Source organism: Serratia sp. PAMC26656 (genome assembly GCF_016469055.2).
Classification (GTDB): domain Bacteria; phylum Pseudomonadota; class Gammaproteobacteria; order Enterobacterales; family Enterobacteriaceae; genus Serratia; species Serratia plymuthica.
In genome coordinates, this window is the sequence record NZ_CP150486.1 from 3,892,091 (window position 1) to 3,918,049 (window position 25,959).

The 25,959-nt window shown below is 57.8% G+C and carries 26 protein-coding genes; 6 read left to right on the forward strand and 20 right to left on the reverse strand.

Going from position 1 to position 25,959, the window contains the following annotated elements; all coding sequences use genetic code 11:
• Nucleotides 1-8: 8 nt before the first annotated feature.
• Nucleotides 9-923: a TIGR01777 family oxidoreductase gene (locus tag JEM67_RS19315; RefSeq protein WP_199636199.1), complete on the forward strand. Its 915-nt coding sequence runs from the start codon at nucleotides 9-11 to the stop codon at nucleotides 921-923.
• Nucleotides 924-965: 42 nt separating this feature from the next.
• Here JEM67_RS19315 and hisP read toward each other — a convergent pair whose 3' ends face one another.
• The 15 genes from hisP to JEM67_RS19390 form a co-directional block, all read right to left on the reverse strand.
• The gene (gene hisP, locus JEM67_RS19320; RefSeq protein WP_006317049.1) at nucleotides 966-1,739 is read right to left on the reverse strand and encodes a histidine ABC transporter ATP-binding protein HisP; all 774 of its coding nucleotides are present in this window, start codon (nucleotides 1,737-1,739) and stop codon (nucleotides 966-968) included.
• 18 nt (nucleotides 1,740-1,757) lie between these two features.
• A complete protein-coding gene (locus tag JEM67_RS19325) occupies nucleotides 1,758-2,462 on the reverse strand; it encodes an ABC transporter permease (protein WP_199636198.1) in 705 nt (234 codons plus the stop codon).
• Nucleotides 2,459-3,145 (reverse strand): histidine ABC transporter permease HisQ, encoded by a 687-nt coding sequence (locus JEM67_RS19330; RefSeq protein WP_004947330.1) that lies wholly within the window; start codon nucleotides 3,143-3,145, stop codon nucleotides 2,459-2,461. The genes JEM67_RS19325 and JEM67_RS19330 overlap by 4 nt, the downstream gene beginning before the upstream one ends.
• Nucleotides 3,146-3,230: 85 nt before the next feature.
• On the reverse strand, nucleotides 3,231-4,013 hold the full coding sequence (hisJ, locus tag JEM67_RS19335) for a histidine ABC transporter substrate-binding protein HisJ (RefSeq protein WP_004947333.1): 783 nt from the start codon (nucleotides 4,011-4,013) through the stop codon (nucleotides 3,231-3,233).
• Between the two features lie 302 nt (nucleotides 4,014-4,315).
• Nucleotides 4,316-4,888, reverse strand: coding sequence for a UbiX family flavin prenyltransferase (locus JEM67_RS19340; protein ID WP_013813906.1), 573 nt, complete (start codon nucleotides 4,886-4,888; stop codon nucleotides 4,316-4,318).
• A 132-nt stretch (nucleotides 4,889-5,020) separates the two neighbouring features.
• Nucleotides 5,021-6,538 (reverse strand): amidophosphoribosyltransferase, encoded by a 1,518-nt coding sequence (purF, locus tag JEM67_RS19345; RefSeq protein ID WP_013813907.1) that lies wholly within the window; start codon nucleotides 6,536-6,538, stop codon nucleotides 5,021-5,023.
• A 21-nt stretch (nucleotides 6,539-6,559) separates the two neighbouring features.
• Nucleotides 6,560-7,060 (reverse strand): colicin V production protein, encoded by a 501-nt coding sequence (cvpA, locus tag JEM67_RS19350; protein WP_004947341.1) that lies wholly within the window; start codon nucleotides 7,058-7,060, stop codon nucleotides 6,560-6,562.
• Between the two features lie 233 nt (nucleotides 7,061-7,293).
• On the reverse strand, nucleotides 7,294-8,097 hold the full coding sequence (dedD, locus tag JEM67_RS19355) for a cell division protein DedD (protein ID WP_199636197.1): 804 nt from the start codon (nucleotides 8,095-8,097) through the stop codon (nucleotides 7,294-7,296).
• Entirely contained in the window at nucleotides 8,098-9,363 is a 1,266-nt protein-coding gene (folC, locus tag JEM67_RS19360) for a bifunctional tetrahydrofolate synthase/dihydrofolate synthase (protein WP_199636196.1), read from the reverse strand.
• Nucleotides 9,364-9,571: 208 nt separating this feature from the next.
• The gene (accD, locus tag JEM67_RS19365) at nucleotides 9,572-10,480 is read right to left on the reverse strand and encodes an acetyl-CoA carboxylase, carboxyltransferase subunit beta (protein ID WP_004947349.1); all 909 of its coding nucleotides are present in this window, start codon (nucleotides 10,478-10,480) and stop codon (nucleotides 9,572-9,574) included.
• A 234-nt stretch (nucleotides 10,481-10,714) separates the two neighbouring features.
• Nucleotides 10,715-11,377 (reverse strand): DedA family protein, encoded by a 663-nt coding sequence (locus tag JEM67_RS19370; protein WP_013813910.1) that lies wholly within the window; start codon nucleotides 11,375-11,377, stop codon nucleotides 10,715-10,717.
• Nucleotides 11,378-11,585: 208 nt separating this feature from the next.
• Nucleotides 11,586-12,407 (reverse strand): tRNA pseudouridine(38-40) synthase TruA, encoded by an 822-nt coding sequence (gene truA / locus JEM67_RS19375; RefSeq protein WP_199636195.1) that lies wholly within the window; start codon nucleotides 12,405-12,407, stop codon nucleotides 11,586-11,588.
• Nucleotides 12,407-13,417 (reverse strand): aspartate-semialdehyde dehydrogenase, encoded by a 1,011-nt coding sequence (locus JEM67_RS19380; protein WP_013813912.1) that lies wholly within the window; start codon nucleotides 13,415-13,417, stop codon nucleotides 12,407-12,409. Before JEM67_RS19380 ends, truA begins: the two co-directional genes overlap by 1 nt.
• Nucleotides 13,418-13,568: 151 nt before the next feature.
• The gene (gene pdxB / locus JEM67_RS19385; RefSeq protein WP_199636194.1) at nucleotides 13,569-14,690 is read right to left on the reverse strand and encodes a 4-phosphoerythronate dehydrogenase PdxB; all 1,122 of its coding nucleotides are present in this window, start codon (nucleotides 14,688-14,690) and stop codon (nucleotides 13,569-13,571) included.
• 178 nt (nucleotides 14,691-14,868) lie between these two features.
• Entirely contained in the window at nucleotides 14,869-15,642 is a 774-nt protein-coding gene (locus tag JEM67_RS19390; RefSeq protein ID WP_199636193.1) for an AraC family transcriptional regulator, read from the reverse strand.
• A gap of 123 nt (nucleotides 15,643-15,765) precedes the next feature.
• Between JEM67_RS19390 and JEM67_RS19395 the strand changes: the two genes are divergently transcribed.
• Nucleotides 15,766-16,665 carry a DMT family transporter gene (locus JEM67_RS19395; protein WP_199636346.1) on the forward strand — a complete coding sequence of 300 codons (900 nt, stop codon included), beginning with the start codon at nucleotides 15,766-15,768 and terminating at the stop codon, nucleotides 16,663-16,665.
• Here JEM67_RS19395 and JEM67_RS19400 read toward each other — a convergent pair.
• From JEM67_RS19400 to JEM67_RS19410, 3 genes are all read right to left on the reverse strand, one after another.
• Nucleotides 16,662-18,080, reverse strand: coding sequence for a sensor histidine kinase (locus tag JEM67_RS19400; protein WP_199636192.1), 1,419 nt, complete (start codon nucleotides 18,078-18,080; stop codon nucleotides 16,662-16,664). The genes JEM67_RS19395 and JEM67_RS19400 overlap by 4 nt on opposite strands.
• The gene (gene tctD, locus JEM67_RS19405; protein WP_013813917.1) at nucleotides 18,067-18,741 is read right to left on the reverse strand and encodes a transcriptional regulator TctD; all 675 of its coding nucleotides are present in this window, start codon (nucleotides 18,739-18,741) and stop codon (nucleotides 18,067-18,069) included. Before tctD ends, JEM67_RS19400 begins: the two co-directional genes overlap by 14 nt.
• A 203-nt stretch (nucleotides 18,742-18,944) precedes the next feature.
• Entirely contained in the window at nucleotides 18,945-19,271 is a 327-nt protein-coding gene (locus JEM67_RS19410) for a hypothetical protein (protein ID WP_199636191.1), read from the reverse strand.
• A gap of 276 nt (nucleotides 19,272-19,547) precedes the next feature.
• Here JEM67_RS19410 and JEM67_RS19415 point away from each other — a divergent pair, with 276 nt between their 5' ends.
• Genes JEM67_RS19415 through JEM67_RS19425 form a run of 3 tightly spaced genes read left to right on the forward strand, consistent with a single transcriptional unit; the run spans nucleotide 19,548 to nucleotide 22,503 of the window.
• On the forward strand, nucleotides 19,548-20,528 hold the full coding sequence (locus tag JEM67_RS19415; RefSeq protein ID WP_013813919.1) for a Bug family tripartite tricarboxylate transporter substrate binding protein: 981 nt from the start codon (nucleotides 19,548-19,550) through the stop codon (nucleotides 20,526-20,528).
• 14 nt (nucleotides 20,529-20,542) lie between these two features.
• The gene (locus JEM67_RS19420; RefSeq protein ID WP_004947383.1) at nucleotides 20,543-20,974 is read left to right on the forward strand and encodes a tripartite tricarboxylate transporter TctB family protein; all 432 of its coding nucleotides are present in this window, start codon (nucleotides 20,543-20,545) and stop codon (nucleotides 20,972-20,974) included.
• A gap of 11 nt (nucleotides 20,975-20,985) precedes the next feature.
• Entirely contained in the window at nucleotides 20,986-22,503 is a 1,518-nt protein-coding gene (locus JEM67_RS19425; RefSeq protein WP_041416268.1) for a tripartite tricarboxylate transporter permease, read from the forward strand.
• A 38-nt stretch (nucleotides 22,504-22,541) separates the two neighbouring features.
• Here the strand turns inward: JEM67_RS19425 and JEM67_RS19430 are convergent, their stop codons facing one another.
• Both JEM67_RS19430 and JEM67_RS19435 read right to left on the reverse strand, forming a co-directional pair.
• Nucleotides 22,542-23,171 carry a CatB-related O-acetyltransferase gene (locus JEM67_RS19430; RefSeq protein ID WP_199636190.1) on the reverse strand — a complete coding sequence of 210 codons (630 nt, stop codon included), beginning with the start codon at nucleotides 23,169-23,171 and terminating at the stop codon, nucleotides 22,542-22,544.
• A gap of 156 nt (nucleotides 23,172-23,327) precedes the next feature.
• Nucleotides 23,328-24,323: a DMT family transporter gene (locus tag JEM67_RS19435; RefSeq protein ID WP_199636189.1), complete on the reverse strand. Its 996-nt coding sequence runs from the start codon at nucleotides 24,321-24,323 to the stop codon at nucleotides 23,328-23,330.
• A gap of 170 nt (nucleotides 24,324-24,493) precedes the next feature.
• Between JEM67_RS19435 and JEM67_RS19440 the strand changes: the two genes are divergently transcribed.
• On the forward strand, nucleotides 24,494-25,951 hold the full coding sequence (locus tag JEM67_RS19440) for a PLP-dependent aminotransferase family protein (RefSeq protein WP_199636188.1): 1,458 nt from the start codon (nucleotides 24,494-24,496) through the stop codon (nucleotides 25,949-25,951).
• Nucleotides 25,952-25,959 lie beyond the last annotated feature (8 nt).

The window sequence follows — 25,959 nt, forward strand, 5'->3', positions numbered from 1 at the left end:
GGTTGACCATGCGGATCCTGATCACCGGCGCCACAGGATTGATAGGGAGCAGCCTGACGCAGCGGCTGCTGAGTCTGTCTCACTCGATCACGGTACTGACCCGTGACGTACAACGTGCGCATGAACGGTTTGGCGAACAAGTCAGCTACTGGTCAACGTTGCAAGACCAAACGTCGCTGGATGGCTTTGACGCCGTGATCAACCTGGCCGGTGAGCCTATCGCCGATAAACGCTGGAGCAAGGCGCAGAAAGAGCGCCTGTGCCACAGCCGTTGGGATCTGACCGAACGGTTAGCGGCGCTGATTAACGCCGGCAGCTCGCCGCCCGGCGTGCTGATTTCCGGTTCCGCCGCAGGCTACTATGGCGATCAAGGCCAGGCAGTGGTCACCGAAGATGAAGCTCCGCATGACGAATTCACCCATCAGCTCTGCCAACGGTGGGAATCCCTGGCGCTGCAAGCGCAAAGCGACGCGACCCGAGTCTGTCTGCTGCGCACCGGCGTGGTGCTGGCAAGCAAAGGCGGAGCACTGGCGAAAATGCTGCCGCCGTTCCGTCTGGGGCTGGGCGGGCCGATAGGCAATGGTCGCCAATATCTGCCCTGGATACATCTGGACGACATGGTCAACGGCATACTTTATTTGCTGGAACACGCCACCCTGCAGGGCCCCTTCAATATGGTCGCCCCCTACCCGGTACATAACGAGCAATTCGCAGCCCAACTCGCCAACGTGCTCGATCGCCCGGCGTTTTTGCGCGTGCCGGCATTTGCCATGCGTTTACTGATGGGGGAAGCGGCGGTGCTGGTCCTGGGCGGTCAACGGGCGGTGCCAAGACGGCTGGAGGAGGCGGGGTTCAGTTTCCGTTTTCTGGAGCTGGAACAGGCGCTGGATGACGTTATCAATCAACGGAACGACGCCCGCTGAGGGGAATGCCGGGGCCCGACGGAGCAGGGTCCCGGCAACCGATTATTTTAAAGCGCCGGAAAGAAACTGCTGCAGGCGCGGGCTTTTTGGATTGCCAAACAGCTCAGCCGGTGGCCCCTGCTCTTCAATAAGTCCCTTATGCAGGAAAATCACGTGGCTTGAAACGTGGCGCGCAAATTCCATCTCGTGCGTCACCACCACCATGGTTTTCCCCTCTTCAGCCAGCTTCTGCATGATGCGCAGCACCTCCCCCACCAGCTCCGGATCCAGTGCCGACGTCGGTTCATCAAACAACAGCACCTCCGGTTCCATCGCCAACGCACGGGCGATGGACACGCGTTGCTGCTGGCCACCCGACAAGTGCACCGGGTATTTGCCGCGCGCGCGTTCGTCGATACCCACCTTATCCAGATAGCGCACCGCGCGCTCGCGCGCTTCGGCCTTGCTCAACCCCAGCACCTGCACCGGCGCTTCCATCACGTTCTCCAGCACCGTCATGTGGCTCCACAGGTTAAAATGCTGGAACACCATGGTCAGACGAGTACGCAGCAATTGCAGCTGTTTCTTGTCAAACACCTTCAGTTGGCCGTCCTTGTCGCGCACCATGCGGATATCTTCGTTGTTCAGGCTGATGGAGCCTTCGCTGGGTTTCTCCAGGAAGTTAATGCAGCGTAAAAAGGTGCTTTTACCGGACCCCGAAGAGCCAATAATGCTAATCACATCCCCTGCATTCGCCGCCAGTGACACGCCTTTCAGCACCTCGTGTTCCCCATAACGCTTATGCAGTTCAGTGACGGCTAATTTATTTTCAGACATGGTTTTTCCCCGTCATTATCAGTGATTAACGTGCGCCATCCAGCGTTTTTCGGCCTTGCGGAACAGGCTGATCAACACGTAGGAGATCGCCAGATACAGCACCGCCGCGATGCCGAAAGCGTAGAACGGCTGATAGGTCGCCGCGTTGATATCTCGCGCTATCTTCAACAGATCCGGCACGGTGGCGGTAAACGCCAGAGCCGTGGAGTGCAGCATCAGGATCACTTCGTTGCTGTACGCCGGCAGCGCGGTGCGCAGCGCCGAAGGCAGAATGATGCAGCGGTACATTTTGAAGCGAGAGAACCCATAGGCGCTCCCCGCCTCAATTTCACCGTGCGGCACCGCGCGGATCGCCCCGGCGAAGATCTCTGCGGTGTAGGCGCAGGTGTTCAGCGTCAGCGCCAGAATGGTGCAATTAAGCCCGCTGCGGAAGAACGCGTTGAGGAAATCCGTACCCCGCACGATCTCCAGACTGTACATCCCCGAATAAAACACCAACAACTGCACATACAACGGCGTGCCGCGGAATATGTAGGTGTAGAGCCACACAGGAAAACGCACCCAAGGGATGGAGGAAACGCGCGCCACCGCCATCGGTATCGCCAGCAGGCCACCCATCACCACCGATGAGATCAGCAGCCACAGCGTGACCGCCACACCGGTGAAACGGTAGCCGTCGCTCCACAGCAACGATTGCCAATACTGTTGCAAAATCTCGATCATAATTCGGCCCTCTTGACGCCCAATGAATAACGCCGTTCAAGCCACAACAACACGCCATTGGAAACGGTGGTAAAAATCAGGTAAACCACGCCGGCCACTATCGCAAAGAAGAATGGCTGATAGGTGCCTTTGCCGGCCAGTTGAGTGGCCTTCACCACGTCGTTAAGACCCAGAATCGACACCAGCGCCGTCGCCTTGAGGATCACCTGCCAGTTGTTGCCGATGCCCGGCAGGGCAAAACGCATCATTGCAGGGAACAAAATGCGGCGGAAAATCTGTGAGCCTGAAAAACCGTAGGCGGTAGCCGCCTCGATCTGCCCCTTCGGCACCGCCATATAAGCGCCGCGAAAGGTTTCCGTGAAATAGGCACCATAGATAAAACCGAGGGTGATAATCCCCGCGCTGAGCGGATCGATATCAATTTGCGAAAAGCCGAGCAGTTCTGTGAGGTTGTTCAGCGCAATCTGCAGGCCGTAGAAAATCAGCAGCATCAGCACCAAATCAGGCACGCCGCGGATCAGCGTGGTATAGGCACCAAACAGCGTAGAAAGCAGGCGGTTATGGGAAAGCTTGCCGCCGGCACCGATCAAACCAATCACCAGCGCCAGCAGTACGGAACTGAGGGCCAGTTCCAGCGTCACCAGAGCGCCCTCAAATATCAATTGGGAATAGCCTTGCAGCATCTACTTCACCCTGTCGTCATTGGAGCCCGAACCATCGGGGCCAGCAGGCTGGCCCCGTAGTCACACCATGGAACGGTACGTGGGATTAACCGCCGTAGACGTCAAAATCGAAGTATTTTTTCGCAAACTTGTCGTAAGTGCCGTCTTTGCGCATGTCGGCAAAGGCTTTATCCAGCGCCGCCTTCAGTTCGGTATCGGTCTTGCGCAGCCCCATACCTGTGCCCACGCCAAAGAACTTGTCATCCTTCACCGATTCGCCGGCGAAAGCGTAATCCTTGCCCGGAGGCTGCTTCAGGAAGCCGTCGCTGCCCGCCACTTCATCCTGGAAGGCGGCATCAATGCGGCCGGATGCCAGGTCGGCATACACCAGGTCTTGGTTCTGGTAAGGCACCACGGTGATGCCCTTAGGCTGCCACATGGCGTTCGCGTAGGCTTCCTGGGTAGTGCCCTGAAGCACGCCCACGCTCTTGCCTTTCAGCGCGTCTACCGTTGGCAGCAGCTTCGAGCCTTTCGGCGCGATCAGGCGGGCGTTAGCGGCGTACAGCTTGTCGGTAAAGGCAATTTCCTGCTGGCGTTTTTCGGTGATCGACAAAGAAGAGATGATGGCGTCAATTTTCTTCGCCTTCAGAGAGGGGATCAGCGCGTCAAAATCGCTTTCCACAAAGGTACATTGGGTATTTATGCGTTTGCACAGCTCTTTGGCCAGATCGATATCAAAGCCGACCAACTCACCTTTGGCATTTTTGGATTCAAATGGTGCATAGGTCGGATCGGTACCTATCTTCAGCGTCGATGGTAGCGCGGCAAATGCGCTGCTTACTGCGCTCAAAGCCAAGACTAAAGGAAGAACCTTAACCAGCTTTTTCATAAATTACCCTCAAATTGATTTTTTTGATGCCACTGCGGGCATTACTTTCCCACCAAATCAATTTGCAGTAATCGTGCCACATTTGTTGCTGTAGGCGGAGGGAACGGCTCCGGCCTTCACAAAACTGTTTCCTGGGACGATAACCGCAAAAATAAATCGGCCAGTCAGGGCCGCGTCACGGGCAATGACAAAATGCCAGAGCCTTGAAACAGTGAACGTGATGGAGTGAGATCATTATGGTGCATGCGCCGCCCTAATTCAGTGCGGTGTTGCACAAATGTGCCAAATTGGGGATGAATTTGTTAATTGGAGCCTTGCCAGCGGGTGAACAAATCTTTCGGTAATTCAATATCGAACTGATCGACCACCCGATTCACGGTTTGATCGATGATGTCATCGACGCTTTTCGGTTGGTGATAAAAAGCCGGTACCGGTGGCATGATCACCGCGCCCATTTCCGCCGCCTGCGTCATCAGGCGTAAATGGCCTATATGCAACGGGGTTTCACGCACGCACAGCACCAGCCGGCGGCGCTCCTTCAGGACTACATCGGCGGCGCGCGTCAGCAGGCCGTCGCTATAGCTGTTGGCGATACCGGATAACGTCTTGATTGAGCAAGGTAAAATCACCATACCCAGGGTTTTGAACGAACCGGAAGAAATGCTGGCACCGATGTCGCGTGCGTCATGCACCACGTCAGCCAACGCCTGCACTTCACGCAGGCCAAGCTCGGTTTCCAGCGAAAGCGTTTGCCGCGCCGCGTTACTCATCACCAAATGGGTTTCCACCTCTGCGACGTCGCGCAATGCCTGCAACAGGCGCACGCCGTAGATTGCGCCGCTGGCGCCGGAAATACCGATGATGAGTCGTTTCATAAAGCTGGCCTCTGCCGAAGAGAAAGTAGGATCAGGCAGACTTTGCCGGAATGGCGGTACATAAGCAAGTCGGGGGGAGGATAATGCACCACGACAAACGCCGCGGTGCACCTTTTTGGCTAGCGCTTCGGCTTAACCTTCGTTATGCATTTCCAGATTTTCTGCTTCGGTCTGGCCACGCATCGCCTGGGCGTCGTCGTTACGCAACGATTCCAGATACTCGAGATAGTTCTGGTCTACGTCCTTGGTGACATAGATGCCGTTAAACACCGAGCATTCGAACTGGCTGATGTCCGGGTTCTCTTCGCGCACCGCTTCGATCAGATCGTCCAGATCCTGGAAGATCAGGCCGTCGGCACCGATGATTTGGCGGATTTCATCCACTTCACGGCCGTGGGCAATCAGCTCGTTGGCACTCGGCATGTCAATGCCGTACACGTTCGGGAAACGAATTTCCGGCGCAGCCGAAGCCAGATAAACGCGTTTCGCCCCGGCGTCACGCGCCATCTCAACAATCTGCTCGGACGTGGTACCGCGGACGATAGAGTCATCCACCAGCAGCACGTTCTTGTCGCGGAACTCGGCGCGGTTGGCGTTCAGCTTGCGGCGTACCGATTTACGACGCGCCTGCTGGCCCGGCATGATGAAGGTACGGCCGACATAGCGGTTCTTCACAAAGCCCTGGCGATACGGCTTACCCAGGATACGCGCGATTTCCAACGCGATATCGCAGGACGTTTCCGGGATCGGGATCACCACGTCGATGTCCAAATCTTCCCATTCACGGGCAATCTTCTCACCCAGCTTCTGCCCCATGCGCACACGGGCGCTGTAGACCGAAATCTTGTCCATAAAGGAATCTGGGCGTGCGAAGTAGACGTATTCGAACAGGCACGGGTTGGTTTTCGGGTTCTCTGCGCACTGGCGGGTGAACAGTTGGCCCTTCTCGGTGATGTACACCGCTTCGCCCGGCGCCACGTCGCGCAGGAACTCGAAGCCCAACGTATCCAGCGCTACGCTCTCGGAAGCCACCATATACTCGTTACGGCCATCTTCCAGCGTGCGTTTGCCGATCACCAACGGGCGGATGCCGTTCGGGTCGCGGAATGCCAGCAGACCGTGGCCGATGATCATCGCCACGCAGGCGTAAGCGCCACGCAGTTGCTGATGCATGCCGGCAACGGCGGTGAAAATGTTGTCTGACTCCAGCGGATAATCCTGGAAGCGGTCCAGCTCACTGGCCAGTACGTTCAGCAGGATCTCGGAATCGGAGGTGGTGTTGATATGGCGACGACCGCTTTCAAACAGCGATTGGCGCAGCTCATGGGCGTTGGTCAGGTTGCCGTTATGGGCCAGCGTGAGGCCGAACGGCGAGTTTACATAGAATGGTTGAGCCTCTGAGGCACTGGAGCTGCCAGCCGTCGGGTAGCGCACATGGCCAATACCCATGTTGCCCTGCAAGCGCTGCATATGGCGTGCCTCAAACACATCCTTCACCAGACCATTTGCTTTACGCAGACGGAACCCGTTGTGGGCATCTATGGTGACGATGCCTGCGGCATCCTGGCCACGGTGCTGAAGCACCATCAACGCATCATAAATCGACTGGTTTACCGGCATAAAACCGGCGATACCGACAATACCGCACATGTTGTCTTTTCCTCATCAGCGCTACCGCCCCGGTAAATGGGTCGGTAAGAAACTCGACGTGCTCTGCAGGTAGTCAAAGAACCACCTGATGATATAACTGAACTGGGGAATGAGCTGTGACTGTTTCCAGTCGTCACTTTGCGAGAAGCCGGTAAAGGTATCCAGGAAAAACAGCATCGCCGAAACGATCAACACGCCGCGCAGTGCGCCGAAACAGACGCCCAGCACCCGGTCGGTGCCTGATAACCCGGTTTTCTCTACCAATGAGCTAATCACATAGTTGACAATGGCTCCTACGATCAGGGTCGCGATAAACAAGATGGCAATCGCGATGCCGTTTCGCACCAGTTCATCTTCAAAACGAGTGAAGTAGACCGCAAGGTAAGAGTAGAAATGGCTGGCAACAAAAAACGCACATCCCCATGTCACAAGTGACAATGCTTCGCGAACAAACCCTCGGATCAGGCTCACCAGAGCCGAAAATCCAATCACCGCTATAATGACGTAATCAATCCAGACCATGAACTATTCCAATGATGAATCGCCCCTGCATCCAATTCGCGGCGAATTCTAACAGAAAAAGAAAACGTTTGCGTAGGGGATTTCCTAGCACGTTACAAATAAAAAACGGCGATAAAAAAATTCCCAATCGCCGCACCTACATAGGCCGTTTTGCCTGTGAAAGGCACATTTTTAATAGTGATTACACCAGCACTCATCGATTCAGGGGCACAGCATGCTGTGCCCCAATTCTGTCAACGTGTGCCGTAGGGCTTCACCTGGCCGCTCAAACCGCTGATGGAGTTCAGCGTAGACAGCGAGGACTGCAGCTTCTGTTTCGAGGCGTCCGGGCCAACGTAGATCCGGGTGATCTGCCCCTGTACCGGCGTTGACGGCACGGTGAAGGCGCGATAGCCGGACAGCCTGAGCGACGCCACGACCTCATTCACCTTGGCGGCGTTTTTCAGCGCACCCAGTTGCACCACATAAGCCTGCCCTGCCGGCGCTTTCTCTTCTGCGGCCGGTTTCGGTTCTGGTTTAGGTTCCGGTTTAGGTTCTGGCTTCGGCTCAACTTTGGGCTCAGCTTTAACCTCCGGAACAACCTCAGGCTTCGGCTGAACAACCGGTTTCGGCTGCTGCACCGGCTTTGGCTTCACTTCCACCGGTTTGGTTTCAACCGGTTTTGGCTTCGCTTCCACCGGTTTGGTTTCGACCGGCTTCGGTTTCGGCTGTTGCACCGGGCGAGTTTCGACCGGCGGCGCGACCTGAACCGGCTGTTGCGCCGTCTGGCGTACGGCCTGCTGCGAGGCCGCTTCGTTCGCCGCCTGCTGCTCGACCAGTGCGCCCGCCCCTTCCGGCGGCTGCGCCGGCAAAGACTGGGTTACCGGCGGCACCACGTCGTTTTCTTCCACATCACCCGGTTTCGGCACCAGGGGAATGGCCGCGAACTCATCCTCGTAATGTTTCTTTTTTCCATCCAGCAGCCCTGGCAGGATGATGACCCCCAGCGCGACCAGAATAACGGTTCCTACCAATCGGTTTTGAAATTTGCTTGCCACTCACACTCCCCGCATCTCGTCTAACGCCGCCATCACGTGCGCAACGGTGTGGAACGATCCACAGACGATCACAATATCCTGAATATCAGCGTCCTGCATAGCCTGACGCCAGGCAGTTTCGACATCGGCAAACTGCCGCGGTTCCGTCAAATGTTGCGCCAGCGATTCAACGCTGGCTCCACGCGGCCCTTCCAGCGGCGCGCAATACCATTCATCCACTTGCTCGCTCAGACAAGCCAGCGTGCCGGCGATGTCTTTATCCGACAGCATGCCCACCACGGCGCGCACCTTGCCGCCCTTGCGCGGCAATTTCGCCAAACGCCCGGCCAGATAGCCTGCGGCGTGCGGATTATGCGCCACGTCCAGGATCAGCATCGGATCCTGTCGCACAATCTGGAAGCGCCCAGGCAGCGTCGCCTGCTGCAGGCCGGTGAAGATCGCCCGCTCATCGATTTCCAACGCGGAATAGTGCAACGCCGCCAGCGCGGTCGCGGCATTGGCTAGCGGGACGTTGGGCATCGGCAGGTCGGTCAGCAGCGTGCCGCCGCCTTCCCACTGCCAGCGTTCGCCCTGTTCGCTGAAAGTCCAGGCTTCGCCACGGCGATACAGCGTCGCGCCCAGCTTTTCCGCCACCTCGCGAATGGTGTCAGGCATATCCGGCTCGCCTACCACCGCCGGCTTGCCGCCGCGGAAAATCCCGGCCTTCTCACGGCCGATGCTTTCGCGATCGTTGCCCAGCCAGTCGGTATGATCCAGCGCGATACTGGTGACCACCGCCACGCTCGGATCGACGATGTTGGTCGCATCCAGCCGGCCGCCAAGGCCAACTTCCAGGATCACCACGTCAAGCTTAGCCTGTTTGAACAGTTGCAGCGCCGACAGGGTGCCAAATTCGAAATAGGTCAGTGAGGTTTCACCCCGGCCCGCCTCAATGGAGGCGAACGAACGACAGTGCTCCGTTTCGCTCAGTTCGTCGCCCTGAATGCGCACCCGTTCGGTATAGCGCACCAGATGCGGCGAGCTGTAAACGCCAACGCGCAGACCGGCCGCCATCAAAATGGCTTCCAGAGTCCGGCAAGTCGTGCCTTTGCCGTTGGTACCGGCAACGGTGAACACCGTCGGTGCGGGAGTGAGTAAATCAAGATGTGCCGCAACGCGCTGTACGCGTTCCAGGCCAAGTTCGATCGCCTGGCTGTGCAGACGTTCAAGATAATAAAGCCACGAGCTCAATGGCGACGTGGCTTGGGGAATTTGGTGGTTTTGCATGAGTCCCATCACTGATTGGGTTCATTGATCCATCAGGGCACCACCCTCACCGCGGTAAAGGCGATGCTCTCCGTAACACCCGTCACCTTTCAAGCTGCAGCGAATTGACCGCAACGTGAAATTCATAGGGCATATCAGCCGGCATTTAGCCACAAAATGACGGCTGAACCCCGCGCGGGCTTGCACCTGCGCGGGTGATTTATTGGCCTCAGGCGTCGGCCTGATTTTCCTGTGCGACTACCGGCTCTGCCTCATCGAAATGCGGCTGCGGCTGGTTGGTCAGCTTGGAAAGGATACTCGCCAGAGTGCGGCGCATTTCCGGACGGCGCACGATCATGTCGATGGCGCCTTTTTCAATCAGGAACTCACTGCGCTGGAAGCCCGGCGGCAGTTTTTCACGCACGGTCTGCTCGATAACGCGCGGGCCGGCAAAGCCGATCAACGCTTTCGGCTCGGCGATGTTGATATCGCCCAGCATCGCCAGACTGGCGGAAACGCCGCCCATGGTCGGGTCGGTCAGTACCGAAATGTACGGCAGACCACGTTCCTGCAGTTTCGCCAGCGCTGCGCTGGTCTTCGCCATTTGCATCAGCGACATCAGCGCTTCCTGCATACGCGCACCGCCACTGGCTGAGAAACACACCAGTGGGCAGTTGTCTTCCAGCGCCTGTTCAACCGCGCGCACGAAACGTGCACCGACCACGGAAGACATGGAACCGCCGATAAAAGCAAATTCGAAAGAAGCGGCGACAATCGGCATGCCGTACAGCGTGCCTTTCATCACGACCAACGCATCTTTCTCGCCGGTCGCTTTCTGTGCGGCAACCAGGCGATCTTTATACTTTTTGGAATCCTTGAACTTCAGAACATCTTTCGGCTCCAGTTCGCTGCCCAGTTCTACCTCACTGCCCTCGTCAAGCAGGGTATGCAGGCGCATGCGCGCAGTCATGCGCATGTGGTGGTCGCACTTAGGACACACTTCCAGATTACGTTCCAGCTCGGCGCGATAGAGAACCTGACCGCAGCTGTCACATTTGGTCCAGACCCCTTCAGGAATGCTCGCCTTACGGGTTTGTGTAATATTGCTCTTGTTAAGAATTCGTTCAATCCAGCTCATCGATGACCTTTCTGTTTGAACCTGGCACATGCCAGTCCGCTGTTCATGCTTTAACAATCCCCCCGCAGACAGACCCAATGAAAAAGTGCCCGAGTGAAACGCGACAAACGCGTGACCGAGGCACTGGATTCAGGGTTTGTTCGCAGGAACAGACCATAAATGTCGCTCATTAAACCATATCGGCCCGACACTGTGGATAAAAAACTGGTCGAACCGACAGGTTAAGCGATGTTTTTACTGTTTTTGCTGGCGGGCAGCCGCGCGCTTATGGCGCCAGATTTCAATGATGCCCGGCAAAATTGAAACCAGGATGATCGCTACGATCAACAGTTTCAGGTTTTCCTGCACGATCGGCAAATCACCGAAAAGGTAGCCAGCATAAGTGAAGAGCAGCACCCAAACCAGCGCGCCAATCACGTTGTAGGCAGCAAAATGACGGTAGGACATCTTCCCCATACCGGCGACGAACGGCGCAAATGTACGCACGATCGGCACAAATCGCGCCAGAATAATCGTTTTCCCGCCGTGTTTTTCATAAAACTGATGGGTTTTATCCAGATAGCTGCGGCGGAAAATTTTCGAATTCGGGTTACTGAACAGCTTATCGCCGAACAGCCGACCAATAGTATAGTTCACCGCGTCACCGAGGATCGCAGCCCCGATCATCAGCGCAACCATGGTATGCACATTCAGATCGTTAGTCGGCAGCGCCGCCAGCGCACCGGCGACAAACAGCAGAGAATCCCCCGGCAGGAAAGGCGTAACCACCAGCCCGGTTTCGCAAAACAGGATCAGGAACAAAATGGCATAGACCCACATGCCGTATTGCGCAACCAGTTCGGCCAAATGCACGTCAATATGCAAAATAAAATCAATCACAAACTTGATGATGTCCATAGATTCTCTCTTTTTACCGGGTGTCTCACCCACCCGGCAGATGTACAAGGGAGCAACGCGTCGGGCGCGCCAGCGTCTATACCCGTCGCCTTTCAAGCTGCAGCGTTGTTACCTGCACTAACTCATCTCAGTTACTTGACTTTAGTAAGCGCCTGGATGAGTGAGCTGGGCGCCTAGCTGCAACTCGAAATTCATAGGGTACGATTGTTTAATCGTCGGGTAAAAACAGCGGCCCCATTGGCGGCCGGGGCAAACCAAAATGCTCAGGATAATCGACGGAAACCAAATACAACCCTTCGGCACGCGCCGTCGCCGCAGCCAGATTCCGATCCTTCAGCGCCAGCAGTTCGGCCATCCAGTTCTCATCCTGATTGCCGCAGCCGATTTCCATCAGGCTGCCGACAATGTTGCGCACCATATGGTGCACAAAGGCATTCGCCTTAATATCTACCACGATATACTCGCCGTAGCGCGTAACCTTAACGTGTTTTACGTTACGCCATGGCGTACGCGACTGACATTGCACGGCGCGGAACGACGTAAAATCGTTCTCGCCCAGCAGCGCCTGCGCCGCCCTTTCCATCCGTTCGGCATCCAGCGGGTGATAAAAATGGGTCATCCCCTGCTGCAACACCGCCGGGCGGTAGCGGTGGTTATAAATAATGTAGCGGTAACGACGCGCGGTGGCGCTGAAACGCGCATGGAAATCCTCGGCCACGCCGGTCACCCAACGCACCGCAATATCCGGCGGCAGGTGAGTATTGACTCCCATCGTCCAGGCGGCGTCCTTGCGCTGCGCGGTGGTTTCAAAATGCACCACCTGGCCGGTAGCGTGCACGCCGGCGTCGGTACGACCGGCGCACAATACGGCAATCGGCGCATTCGCCACCTTGCTCAACGCCTGTTCCAGACAGGCCTGCACGCTGGCGACTTCCTGCTGACGCTGCCAGCCGTAATAACGGCTGCCGTCATATTCAATCCCCAGCGCGATTTTTAACCTCGGCTGGGAGGGCAAGACAACGTCAGACATCAGTACATCTGCTCCTGCACCAGACGCTCTGCGGTTTCGATAGCCATCAACGCGCCGCCGAAGCGCACGTTGTCCGCCACCGACCAGAACTGCAGGATTTCAGGAATGCCGTAGTCATTGCGCAAGCAGCCGACGCTCAACGCATCGCTGCCGGACGCTTCCGTTACCTGAGTCGGGTAGTCGTCTTCTTCGCTCAGTTGGATATCATCCACCTGCTCCAGCTCGCTGCGCGCTTCTTCGGCAGACATCGGGCGCAGCGCTTCCAGGTGAACCACTTGCGCGTGGCCGTAAAACACCGGCGACTGTACGCAGCTCACGGAAATCGGCAGCCCTTCGTCCTGCAGAACTTTACGCACCTGATCGACAATCAAACGTTCTTCGCGCACGCTGCCCTGCTCGTCGGCCAGCAACGGTAACAGGTTGAACGCCAGTTGCTTGGCGAAAACGCCCGGCTCAGCCGGAATGCCGTTCAGCAAGCGCGCGCTCTGGCCGGCCAGATCGTCCACCGCCACTTTGCCGCGTGCCGATACCGACATCAGGGTGGTGACGTGCAGACGGGAAAGCCCGGCCTGTTCGGTCAACGGTTTGATCGCCGTCAACAGTTGGCTGACCATGCTGTCGGCCACGGCGACAATATTACGGTTGCGGTAGTCGGCCAGCACCTGCGGGTTAACGCCAGGCACCACCAGCGGTACATCCGGCTCCAGCGCAAACAGGCCGCTGGTGTCGATCACCAGGCAACCCATGTTGCCGGCTTCTTCCGCATAGCGGGCCGCCGCCTCGGTACCGGCGACAAAGAACGCCAGTTGCGCCTGCGACCAGTCAAATTCTTCCGCTTTTTGCACCAGCACCGACTTGCCGTTGAAGCGTACCGTTGCCCCGGCGCCGCGTTCACTGGCCAAAGGATAGAGTTCGCCCACCGGGAACTGGCGTTCCTGTAATAATTCCAGCAACGCTTCACCTACCGCGCCAGTGGCGCCAAGCAGAGCGATATTCCAGCCGTCAGACATTGGGTTTCTCCAGAGTATTCATTTAAAAAGCAGACGGGCAGTGTTGCCACCGCCCGATAATCCTTTGCCGCTTACTGTAGCGGCGATTGCTTAAGGCAACCTTACGTATTGGGCCGATGCCTTTTTGGCAAGGGACCGGCATGCCAGCCCCTTACAGCACGCTGAAGCCCAGCTTGTGCAGCAGTTCCGCACTGGCGCTGTCATTGCACTGGACGCGCAATGAGGACCATTCACGGCGCTCCTGATAATGCTTGCGCAGGCGATCAAACTCGCCCGGTTGCCCAGCCACTTTACGCAGCGGCGCATCATCGCGGCGCACATCATACACCAAGTGCATCAATCGTTTTAATTTGCCTTCATCTAGCGGCCCGTTCAACTGGATCTGGCTGAACTCCGGCACCGGCAGCAGCGAGGCCAGCTCAATCTGCTGTGGCTGCCCCACGTGGCGGCTGAAGGCCTCGAACACCTGAGTGGTGCCCCGCGCCTTGCCTTCCAGCGTGTAACCGGCGATATGCGCGGTGCCAATATCCACCCGTGCCAGCAGTGGTAATGAAAGCTCCGGTTCCGGTTCCCAAACGTCCAGCACCGTGCTCAGCTTTTTGCCTTTTTCCAGCGCCTGCAGCAATGCGGCGTTATCCACCACCTCGCCACGGCAGGCATTGATCAGGATACGGTTGTCGGGCAGCGCCGCCAGCAACTCGGCGTCAACCAAGTGCAGCGAGTGATAGGGACCGGATTTATTCAGCGGCGTATGGAACGTCAGCACGTCGGCTTCCGCCACCAGTTTTTCCAGCGGCCAGAACTCACCGACGTCACCACGCTCTGCGCGCGGCGGATCGCACAGCAGCGTACGTATACCCAAGGCTTTAAGGCGGGCATCCAGGCGCGAACCTACGTTGCCCACACCAATAATGCCGACGGTTTTGTCGCGCAACTGAAAACCGTCGCGTTCGGCCAGCAGCATCAGCGCAGAGAACACATATTCCACCACCGCAATGGCGTTACAGCCTGGCGCTGCGGAAAACCCGATGCCCTGCTGTTTCAGCCAGGCATCATCCACATGGTCAGTACCGGCGGTGGCGGTGCCGACAAAACCGATGCGAGTACCGGCCAGCAAATCTTCATTCACTTTAGTCACCGAGCGCACCATCAGCGCATCGGCATCCACCAGCGCATCACACGGGATCGGGCGGCCAGGCACAGCCTGCACGTCCCCCAAACGACTGAACAATTCAGCCGCGTACGGCATATTTTCATCAACCAGGATTTTCACTTGTTGCTCCGACGGTTTACGACTATTTATCCCCAAAATAATTGACGTTGCATCAAGGCGGCAAGAGCAGGAGTCCCCAGGAGCTTACTCAAGTAAGTGACTGGGGCGAGTGCTCGCAGCCAACACAGAGGCGGCGTCAAGTATGAAGAGGTTATCTGGGAAAGAGTGTGCCACCGAATCAGGCCCGGCGAAAGCGTTCGGGAGTGCTGCCGGCGATTTGCTGAAACATGACGATAAACGCCGAGGCCGAGCTGTATCCCACTTCCAGCGCAACGTTCTGCACGGTTTTGCCCTGTTCAAGCAGCGAAACGGCATGCAGGAAACGCAACCGCTGGCGCCATTCACTGAATGACATGCCCAGCTCTTGCTGGCAACGGCGTGACAGGGTGCGTTCGGTGGTATAGACCCGGGCGGCCCAGACGGCGAGCGAGGTGTTGTCCGACGGACAATGCTCCAGCGCTTCCAGCACCGGCGCCAGGAATTTATCTTCGGACGACGGCAAATAAGTTTGCTGGACCGGCGACAGATGCAGTTGATCGATCAGCGCCCGGCACAGACGCAAATCCTGCTTGCCTTGCGGGATATATTGCTTGCGTGCGTAAAAATCTTCGGCGATGGCGCGGAAAACCGGCGTTACGCTCACCAGGCAGGGGTCGGCCGGCAACCCGACGCACAGCGACTGCATGATATCCACCATGCGGCACTGCGCCAGCCGCTGGTTGTAGCAGGAGTGCTCGATCCCCGCCGGCGCCCACAGCACAAATTCCGGCGGCGCCAGAAAACGTTGATTGCCGACCTTCATCACCATCACCCCGGCTTTCACCCACATCAGTTGCCCCCAACGGTGGCTGTGCGGCTGGAATTCCGTGCGGGCATTAAACTCCTCGCAACGAAACTGCACCGGGCGCGGCGCCGGGATCAAGGCTTCAGGAAAGTGACGGATTTCGGACATGGTTGCACACCGTGATTTGTCTTGTTGACACAAAATATTGTCTGGATATCGCTATATATAATAAACCGGACACGAGTAGACTAGCCAGCATGTCCGTCGTTATTGAGAATAATCATCGTGAATATGCTCTTCCCGCTGCTGGCGGTGCTGATCTGGTCTGTCAACGCCGTCGTCAGCAAACTCTCCGCCACCGCAATCGATCCGGCCGCCATCTCGTTTTACCGTTGGCTGCTGGCGCTGATCGTCCTGACCCCGTTCGTCTTACCCGGCGTGATCCGCAATTGGCGCGAGGTGCGCGCCAACGGGTGGAAATTGCTGATCCTAGGCCTGCTCGGCATGGTGCTGTACCAAAGCCTGGCCTACTATGCGGCACACAGCGTCAGCGCGCTGTTTATGGGTATCATTGTGTCGCTGATCCCGCTGCTGACCATCCTGATCAGCATCGTACTGCTGCGCATTGCACCGACCGTCGGCGTGGCAATCGGCAGCGTGTTGTCCTTCGGCGGATTGATCTGGCTGGTCAGCGCCGGTCATCCAGGCGAGCTGCTGCAACATGGCATCGGCAAGGGAGAACTGATGATGTTCGCCGCCGCCGCTTCCTATGCGCTGTACGGCGTGCTGACCAAACGCTGGATGATTGCTCTGCCTAATTGGCAGGCGCTGTATGTGCAAATCCTGTTCGGTGTCGTTCTGTTGCTGCCCAACTTTCTGATGGCGCAGGATGTCGGGCTGAACAGCCAGAATATCCCGCTGGTGCTGTTCGCCGGCATCCCGGCTTCGATCATCGCGCCTTTCTTGTGGATCCAGGGCGTGATGCGTCTCGGGGCCAATACCGCGTCGATATTTATGAACCTGTCGCCGGTCTTTACCGCCGTCATTGCCGTGCTGTTCCTGCATGAACAGCTGCACAGTTACCATTTGATCGGCGGTGGCGTCACGCTGCTGGGCGTAATTTTGTCGCAGCGCCTGCGCACGCCGTTAGGGCGCAAGGCAAAAAGCCCAGCGGCCGAAGTAAAGTCCTAAGGCAACAGCTGAAAACGCACCCGCACCAGCAGGCCGCCCAGCGCGGCCGAGGTCAACAGTTCCGGGCGGGTGCCGTGATAGCGGGTAATGTCGCTGACCAGCGCCAGCCCCAGTCCGGCACCGGGCTGATCGCCCACGTTATCCAGCCGATGAAAGGGTTGCAGCGCCTGCGCGGTATCCTGCTGAGCAATACCTGGGCCGTTATCTTCTATTTCCAGCACGCACTCCCCGGCCGGTTTATCGAGCGTCAGACGCGCGGTGACCACGCCTTGATTCGGCACGTATTTCAGCGCGTTATCCAGCAGATTGGCGCACAGCTCGGTGAGCAACAGCGTCTCACCGCCGACCCAGCATACCGACTCCCCTTCATAGCCTAAATCAATGCGCTTGCTGCGCGCCTGCGGCAGGCGCGAAAAACAGGCATCGCGCAGCACCTGCGCCAGATTCACCGGTTGCAGCTTGCGATCGGCATGATGTTCATGGGCTTTAAGCCGCGAGAGATAGAGCAGGCGATCGGTCAGCGCCGCTGTGTTATCCAGCGTGACGCTCATCGCCGCCAGGCTTTCCCGCCACTGCTCCGGCTTATCGCTGGCCAGCGCCACGCCCACCTGAGTTTTCAGCACCGTCAGCGGCGTGCGCAGTTGATGAGAGGCGTCGGCGCTAAAACGCTCCTGACGCGCCACCATTACCCGCAGCCGTTCGATATAGCGGTTGAACGCCAGCAGCAGAGGCTGCATTTCCGACCAGGGCAACACCATCGGTAACGGCGTCAGTTCGCCCGGATCGCGCCGCAGCATGATGCCGGAAAGCTTGCGCATCGGCTTTAGCACTCGCTTGAGCAAGGCGAAGGCCAGAATCATCGTCAGCACCACTACGGTCCCTTGGCTGAGCAAGGCGGAAAGCATCATCTGCCGAGCCAGGTAACGGCGCGACTCCAGCGTTTCCGCCACCAGGATCGTCGCCATGCCCATTACGCCCGATTCATTGACCGGCTGGTACAGCGCAGCCACGCGGATCGGCCGACCGCTGTATTCGGCGTCATAGAAATGCACCAGCGCCGGATACAGGCTGGAGCGCAGGATATGCGGCGGCATCGGCGGCAGATCGTCATAACCGGAGATGCTTTTGCCTTGCGGAGAGATCACTTCGTAATAGAGCTGATCGTTCATGTTGCGCTCAAAGCTGTCGAGCACCACGTAAGGCACATCCACTTCCAGGCGGCCATTGCGCACCACCAGCCGCTCCGCCACGGTGCGCGCCGATGCCAGCAGCGTGCGATCGTAAGCCAGCGTGGCGGCATTCATGGCGCTGAAGTAATGGGTGTAAATGGAGATACCGCCCAGCACCAGCAAGGGTAAACCGAAAAACAGCAACAGTTGATAAAACAGGGAGCGCGGTGCGTTAAACCACCTCATTGCAGAGCTCCAGGCTGTAGCCCAGACCGCGCAGGGTGACGATCGCCACGTTGCTGCCCTGCAGCTTTTTCCGCAGCCGGTGCACGTATAGCTCAATACTCTCCGGATTGGCCTCGTCGGACAGGGTAAACACCTGTTCAAACAACTGCTGTTTGGCGACCGGCCGGCCGCGCCGGTGGATCAGGGCGGTCAGCACCGCCAACTCACGCGGCGTTAGCGACAGCGGTTTATCGTCCAGTTGAAAATAGCCTTCATCGTGATAGGTCAGCGCGCCATATTGCAGCGCCTGCTGGGTAACGCCGACGCTGCGGCGCAGCAGCGCCCGAATGCGCGCTTCCAACTCATCGAGTTCAAAGGGTTTGGTGAGATAGTCATCGGCCCCCAGATTCAGCCCTTTGACCCGATCGGCAACGTCAGTTCTGGCGGTCAACAGCAACACCGGCAGGTCCTGGCCGCGCTTACGCAGGCGGGCCAGCAGATCCAGACCATTCAGACGCGGCAGCGCTACGTCCAGCACCACCAGCGCATAGCGTTCGTTTAACAACAGATGGTCAGCCGCCAACCCGTCCGGCGCGATGTCCACGGCAAAACCGGCGCCGGTCAGCGCTTTTTGCAACCAGTGGGATAACTCGGGATGGTCCTCTACCAATAACAGCCGCATTTTTCCATTCCATTGATTTATCTGTACAAGCAGGATGAATACAGCGCCATATCGTCAAGAGACGACATATCGCTTATTAACACGTTTATAACAGCAGGATGGCATGGAAGGCGGCGTGATAGAAGGGTGGCGCAGAGCCCGTTTTGAGAGCTGGTACACAATTACGGTATAGAACAACGGGTGCCACCGGCACCCGGTTTATTTCAACATGGAAGCCCACTGTCGGCCAAGGCGATATCAAGCACCGGCCTCACTTTGGCCAGGCTGAACGGCGGAGAAACCAACACAGAGCGATTGTTGGCGGCAAAAACGATATCTACGCCGGTGATGCAGGCGGTCATTTGGCAGGCATGTTCCTCGCCGTTGGCCGCAGAAAAATGCAGTTCAAAAACGCCGATCTCCGGGCGCAGGCGTTTTAGTCGACAATGCCCCGCCTCCCCAATCATTTCAGCATAGGCCGCCGGTAACATCTTGATAGCGCTCACCTTGGTACTGTCCCTGCCACCGAATAATTTCCCGAGTAAAAACATAATAATGCGTCCGTAATAATTTTATTTTTTATTATTTTACCCCAAGACCAACACAACAAAACTGACATTACACATGTTTTAAGCCAGGTTTACGGGCTGTTCTTGCCACGCCGTATGTGCTAGCGCACGGGCGGTTGGCCCCCAGACAGGAGACGCTTATCACATCTTGTAAACTTTCCCTTCGACTGAAAGGTAAATGAAAGGTTGTTGATTTAACAATTTAGCAACCCGTATCGGCGGGGATTCACACCGACAGAAAATACCTTGGGGAAAGCAATGAAAAAAATAATCACCCGTACTCTGACCGCAACCGCCCTGCTGCTGGCGGCCAATCAGGCCTTTGCCGTGGAAGCGCCGAAACGCACCGAATGCATCGCCCCCGCCAAGCCCGGCGGCGGTTTTGACCTGACCTGCAAACTGATTCAGGTGTCGCTGCAGGAAACCCAAGCCATCGACAAACCGATGCGCGTTACCTATATGCCCGGCGGCGTCGGCGCGGTGGCCTATAACGCCATCGTCGCCCAGCGCCCTGCGGAATTCGGCACCGTGGTCGCCTTTTCCGGTGGCTCCCTGCTCAACCTTTCGCAAGGGAAGTTCGGTCGGTACAACGTCGATGACGTGAAATGGCTGGCCGCCGTCGGTACCGACTACGGCATGATCGCCGTGCGCGCCGACTCGCCGTACAAAACCCTCAAAGACCTGATGAACGCCTTCCAGAAAGATCCCAACAGCGTGGTGTTCGGTGCCGGTGCTTCGATCGGCAGCCAGGACTGGATGAAAACCGCCCTGCTGGCGCGCGAGGTCGGGGTCGATCCTCACAAGATGCGCTACGTCGCGTTCGAAGGCGGTGGCGAGCCGGTCACCGCGCTGCTCGGCAACCATATTCAGGCGGTGTCCGGCGATTTGAGTGAAATGGTGCCCTACCTGCAGGGTGACAAAATTCGCGTGCTGGCGGTGTACTCCGAACAGCGTCTGCCTGGCCAGTTAGCCGACGTGCCGACCGCCAAAGAACAAGGGTTCAATCTGATCTGGCCGATCATCCGCGGTTTCTATGTTGGCCCGAAGGTCAGCGAAGAGGAGTACCAGTGGTGGCTCGACACCTTCAAGAAAATGATGGCAACCGACGAATTCAAAAAGCAGCGCGACCTGCGTGGCCTGTTTGAATTCACCCTGGCCGGTAAGGAACTGGATGCCTACGTGAAAAACCAGGTCAATCAGTACCGCGAGCAGGCCAAAGTCTTTGGCCTGGCTAAATAACCGGGGGAATTACCATGAGCGATCGCATTTTTGCCGGTTTCTGGTTGCTGCTGTGCATCGGCGGCCTGTTTATCGGTTGGGGCATTCAGAGCGAATACAGCTATGAACCCTTGGGGCCGCGCCCCTTCCCGCTAGCCATCCTCAGCCTGATGTCGTTGTGCGCGGCACTGCTGCTGCTGAACAAACCGCAGGCCGTCGAATGGCCGCACAACAAGGTGATGCAACGCCTGTTGGTGCTGGTGATCACGCTGGTGCTGTACGCCTGGGGCTTCGAATGGCTGGGCTTTCCGCTGGCCACCGCCCTGCTGACCTTCAGCATTGGCCTGCTGTTCCAGGCCAGCCTGCTTGCGGCAGCGGTCTCCGGCGTGGTGATGGGCGTTGCGCTGTATTACGCCTTTGACCAATTACTCGACGTAACACTGCCACTCGGCGTTTGGCTGAGCTAACGGGGGCAATGATGGAAACCTGGATGTATTTAACCCAAGGGTTCGAGGTGGCGCTGGTGCCGCAGAACCTGATTATCGCGCTGATTGGTTGCTTCGTCGGCACCATTGTCGGCCTGCTGCCGGGGCTGGGGCCAATCAACGGCGTGGCTATCCTGCTGCCGCTGGCGTTTGCTCTCAAGCTGCCGGCCGAGTCCGCGCTGATCCTGCTGGCGACGGTCTATATCGGCTGCGAATACGGCGGCCGCATCTCGTCCATCCTGCTTAACGTACCCGGCGATGCGGCGGCGATCATGACCGCACTGGACGGCTACCCGATGGCACAACAGGGCCGCGCCGGCGTGGCGTTGTCGATCTCGGCGGTCAGCTCTTTCGTCGGTTCCATGATCGCCATCGGCGGCATTATCCTGTTCGCCCCGTTGTTGGCGCGCTGGTCACTGGCGTTCGGCCCGGCGGAGTACTTTGCCCTGATGGTGTTCGCCATCGCCTGTCTGGGCAGCATGATGAGCCAAAACCCGCTGAAGTCGCTGCTGGCAGCACTGATTGGCCTGGGGTTGGCGACGGTAGGCGTAGACGCCAACACCGGCGTTTACCGCTTCACCTTCGACAGCGTGCATCTCTCCGACGGCGTGCAGTTTATCGTGGTGGTGATCGGGTTGTTCTCGGTCAGTGAAATCCTGCTGATGCTGGAAAGCACCAGCGGCGGACAAAAGCTGGTGCGTAAAACCGGTCGCCTGTTGTTTAACCGCAAAGAGGCCGCCGAGTGCGTTGGCCCGACGCTGCGCTCTTCGGTGATCGGCTTCTTCGTCGGTATTCTGCCCGGTGCCGGTGCCACCATCGCCAGTGCCCTCACCTATATGACCGAAAAGAAAATCAGCGGCAACAGCGAGACCTTCGGCAAGGGGGATATTCGCGGCGTCGCGGCGCCGGAAGCCGCCAACAATGCTTCGGCCTGCGGCTCGTTCATTCCGATGCTGACGCTGGGCGTGCCGGGTTCGGGCACCACGGCGGTGATGATGGGCGCACTGACGCTGTACAACATCACGCCAGGCCCGGCGATGTTCACCGAGCAGCCGGACATTGTCTGGGGCCTGATCGCCGCATTGCTGATTGCCAACGTGATCTTGCTGATCATGAACCTGCCGCTGGTCGGCCTGTTTACCCGCATGTTGACCATCCCGCTGTGGTTCCTGGTACCGGCGATTGCCGCCGTGTCTGCGGTGGGCGTTTATGCGGTGCACAGCACCACCTTTGACCTGCTGTTGATGGTCGGGTTGGGGGTGTTCGGTTATATCTTGCGGAAAATGCACTTCCCGATGTCGCCGCTGATCCTGGGTTTCGTGCTGGGGGAAATGCTGGAACAGAACCTGCGCCGCGCGCTGTCTATCAGCAACGGGGATTTTGGCATTCTGTGGAGCAGCGGTATCGCGCAAACGCTGCTGGTATTGGCGGTAGCGGTGCTGGTGTTGCCGCTGTTGCTGCGTATAGTGCGAAAACGCCGCACGGTGGAAGAAACGGCGAAGGCCGAGTAAGTAAAATGGGCGGGGATATTACCCCGCCCTTTTCAGTTTTAACGCTGAATGTCGTTTATCGCCCATTCCAGGGCGGCAATATCATTATCGGCCAGCCAAGGTTGCACGCGGGCAAAATCCTCCGCCGACAAGTCATAAATGCGCAACGCGAGCAGCCGTGCGATCGTCTCCGGAGCAAATCGCAGTTTGATCGGCCGCGCCGGGTTGCCGCCCACGATGACGTAAGGTTCGACATCCGCAGTCACTATGCTGCCTGCAGCCACCACCGCCCCTTCGCCAATAGTGACGCCCGGCATCAGCATCGCCCGCATGCCTATCCAGCAGCCGTCTCCCAACCGGGTATCGCCCTTCGGCTGATAAGCTGCCTGGATGCTCTCCATAAACGGGTACAGGCTCAGCCAATCGATACGATGTGTATGATTGCCGCCCATCAGGATCACCGCCTCGGCGGCTATGCAGACATAATCACCGATCAGCAATTTGTCTATGGGCCCCAACGGTTGCCACTGTTGGCTGACCGCGTCGCCGTGTAAATAACGCACGACGGAGCGTTCGAAGCCGCTATCCCAGCAGTCGCTGTAATAGCTGTGGGTTCCCTTGACGATAATATTGGGATTGGTCACCGTTTGGTGCAGCAGTTCTGTTTTGGACCAGTGTTTTTCAGACATGGCGCTTTCTCTTTTGCTGGTTGCAAGAGCCACGGAACGAGATCTGTGGCCGTGTTTTCGTTCACCCAACACGGCCTGTTTAAGCGATGATCGCCTTTTTTAATCTTGGATTGTCAGTCATGATTGCCCCTCCAGCGAGGCATTAAGGGTAACAAATCAGGCCTGAGCCGTCTTCTTCTTCAGCATCAACACCCCACCCATCACCAGCGCGCTGCCCAGCAGTTGCAACTGGTTCATGTTTTCCCCCAGCAGGAAATAGGCAATGACCGCCGTGAACACCAACTCCAGCGACAAAATCAGGTTTGCAACCGCCAGCGGCAACGTCTTCAGGCTGATATTGTACAGGCCAAACCCCAGCAGCGTCGGCCCGGCGGCCAGGATCACCAGCAACAGCCAGCCGCTCCACTCAATGCCCTGCGCCCCCTGGGACAGGAACCACAAAGAGCCGGTCATCCCCTGAAATGCCGGCAGGGGAAACAGCGTCAGCGCGGTGTTGAACAGCCATTGGTAAACCGCCGAAAAACCAAACACATACAAAATGGTATTCCACACCGGGTAACGCCGTTCCGTGGCTACGCGCCCTCCCAGGGTGTAAAGGGTATAGCCGATACCGGACAGCATGCCGATCAACAGCCCCAGCAGGTTGAAATGGGTGTTGCCCAGGCTGTCGCCGTTACTGACAAGGAAGCAGCCGCCCAGGCTGACCACAATCACCAGCAGTTGACGCAGACTTAGCCGTTCGCTGTACATCACCCAGCCAAGAAATACGGTAAAACCTACCGAGCAGTAAGTAAGAATGGTCGCCACCGACGCGCCATTCAGGGCTACCGACAACGTCCAGAGGCTGTTGAACACCGCCAGCAGCAGGCCATAACAGGCATAAAAAAGCACCTGCGCAGGCTGCAAGCGCGCCCATTCGGGTTTGACCAGCAACAGCAAAGGCAATAACACCAGGGCAACCAACGCCGCACGCCAAAAGGCCAGTACGAAGGTGGGCAGGTGATAATGCTCCGTCAGCACGCGGATGATAATGGCGGTAAAGGCCAGCAGCATGGCGCTGATGATGGCAATGACATACCCCTGGCTGCTGCCCTGCAAAATACGCGCGCCGGGGAAAACCGGCCTTGCTGAAATACCCGACGGTAATGACATGATACCCTCAAAAAACGGCGATAACGGACTCAGGCGGGAATTCTAACGCGGCGAAATTTTGCCGCCAGAGCCACTTTCCCCCGTTGTTATGCAGGCCACTTTTATCCGCTTGAAGCCCGATAGCCATGAGGTATAGTAAAAATCATTGCCCTTTACCGAGCCAATTCCCCATGCATATCCCGTTAGACCGCCAGCAGGATGTCCCGCTGTATCTGCAAATTGAAGAGGCATTGCGGCGGGCGATATTGAGCGGCGTCTTTGTCGATGGCGACAAACTGCCGTCCACCCGCACATTGGCGTCCGAACTGGCCGTCAGCCGGTTGACGGTCGACAATGCCTATGCCGAACTGGCGTCCAAAGGATTTCTGCGCCAGCGGCGCGGCAGCGGCGCCTATGTTCTGCATCCGGGCGCACTGCCCGCTCAACCGCAGCCGACGTCCGATACGCCGTTCCCGGCAGAGCGTTTCACCACGCTGACCTCGCGGCTGGACGGCTACCCCGACACGCCGCTGCCGGATAACATCATCAACTTTGCCGCCGGCGTCGGCAGCCCGAAGGTTTTTCCCCAGGAGGAATTCCGCAAGATATTGCTGTCGGTGCTCAGCCGCCATGCGGAAGAGGCTTTCGGCTATGGCGAATACTGCGGTTACTACCCGCTGCGCGATACGCTGGGACGGATCCTCACCGCCCAGGGCATCCCCACTCACGCGGAACAGGTGCTGATCACCAACGGCTCGCAGCACGCCATCAGCCTGATTGTGCAAAGCCTGCTTGAGCCGGGAGATACGGTGATCGTCGAAGAACCCACCTACGCCGAAGCGCTGGGGCTGCTACGCCTGCACAGGATCAATATCGTCACCATCCCCAGCGATCGACACGGCATGCGGGTTGAACAACTGCCGGCGCTGCTGGAAAAGCACCGACCAAAACTGATTTATACCATCCCCAACTTTCATAACCCGACCGGACGTTGCATGAGCGAAGCCCGCCGCCGACGCCTGCTGGCGCTGGCTCAACATGCCGGCGTGCCGATCCTGGAGGACGATTTTGTCGGCGATCTGCGCTACAACGGCAAACAGCTGCCGTCACTGCGGGCGCAGGCTACGCCGGGCGCGGTGATGTATGTCAGCACCTTTTCCAAAATGCTGCTGCCCAGCATGCGCATCGGCTACCTGGTCGCAGACAGTGAGCAATATCAGCGGGTAGCACGGTTAAAACACGTCGACAGCTTTACCAGCTCCAACCTGATCCAGCGGGCGCTGGACGCCTTCGTCACCATAGGCCGCTATGACAAACAACTGCGGCGTGCCGGGCGGATCTACCGCCAGCACCGCGACGCTATGGTAACCGCATTGCAGCAGCATCTGCCGCACGGCTGCCACTTTGAAACACCTGAAGGCGGATTATTTATCTGGTTGACGCTGCCCGCTGCGGTTAACAACGAAACGCTGATGCCGGTGGCCTGGCGCCACGGCGTCACCTTTGCACGCGGAGAGTGTTTTTATGCTCAGGAACAACGTGGTACGCATGGCCTGCGATTGAATTTCGCCGCTAACACACCGCCGCTGATTGAAGAAGGTATCGCCCGACTATGCCGGGCGATTAATGAGGTAATCACCGCCAAATAGACCGGTGC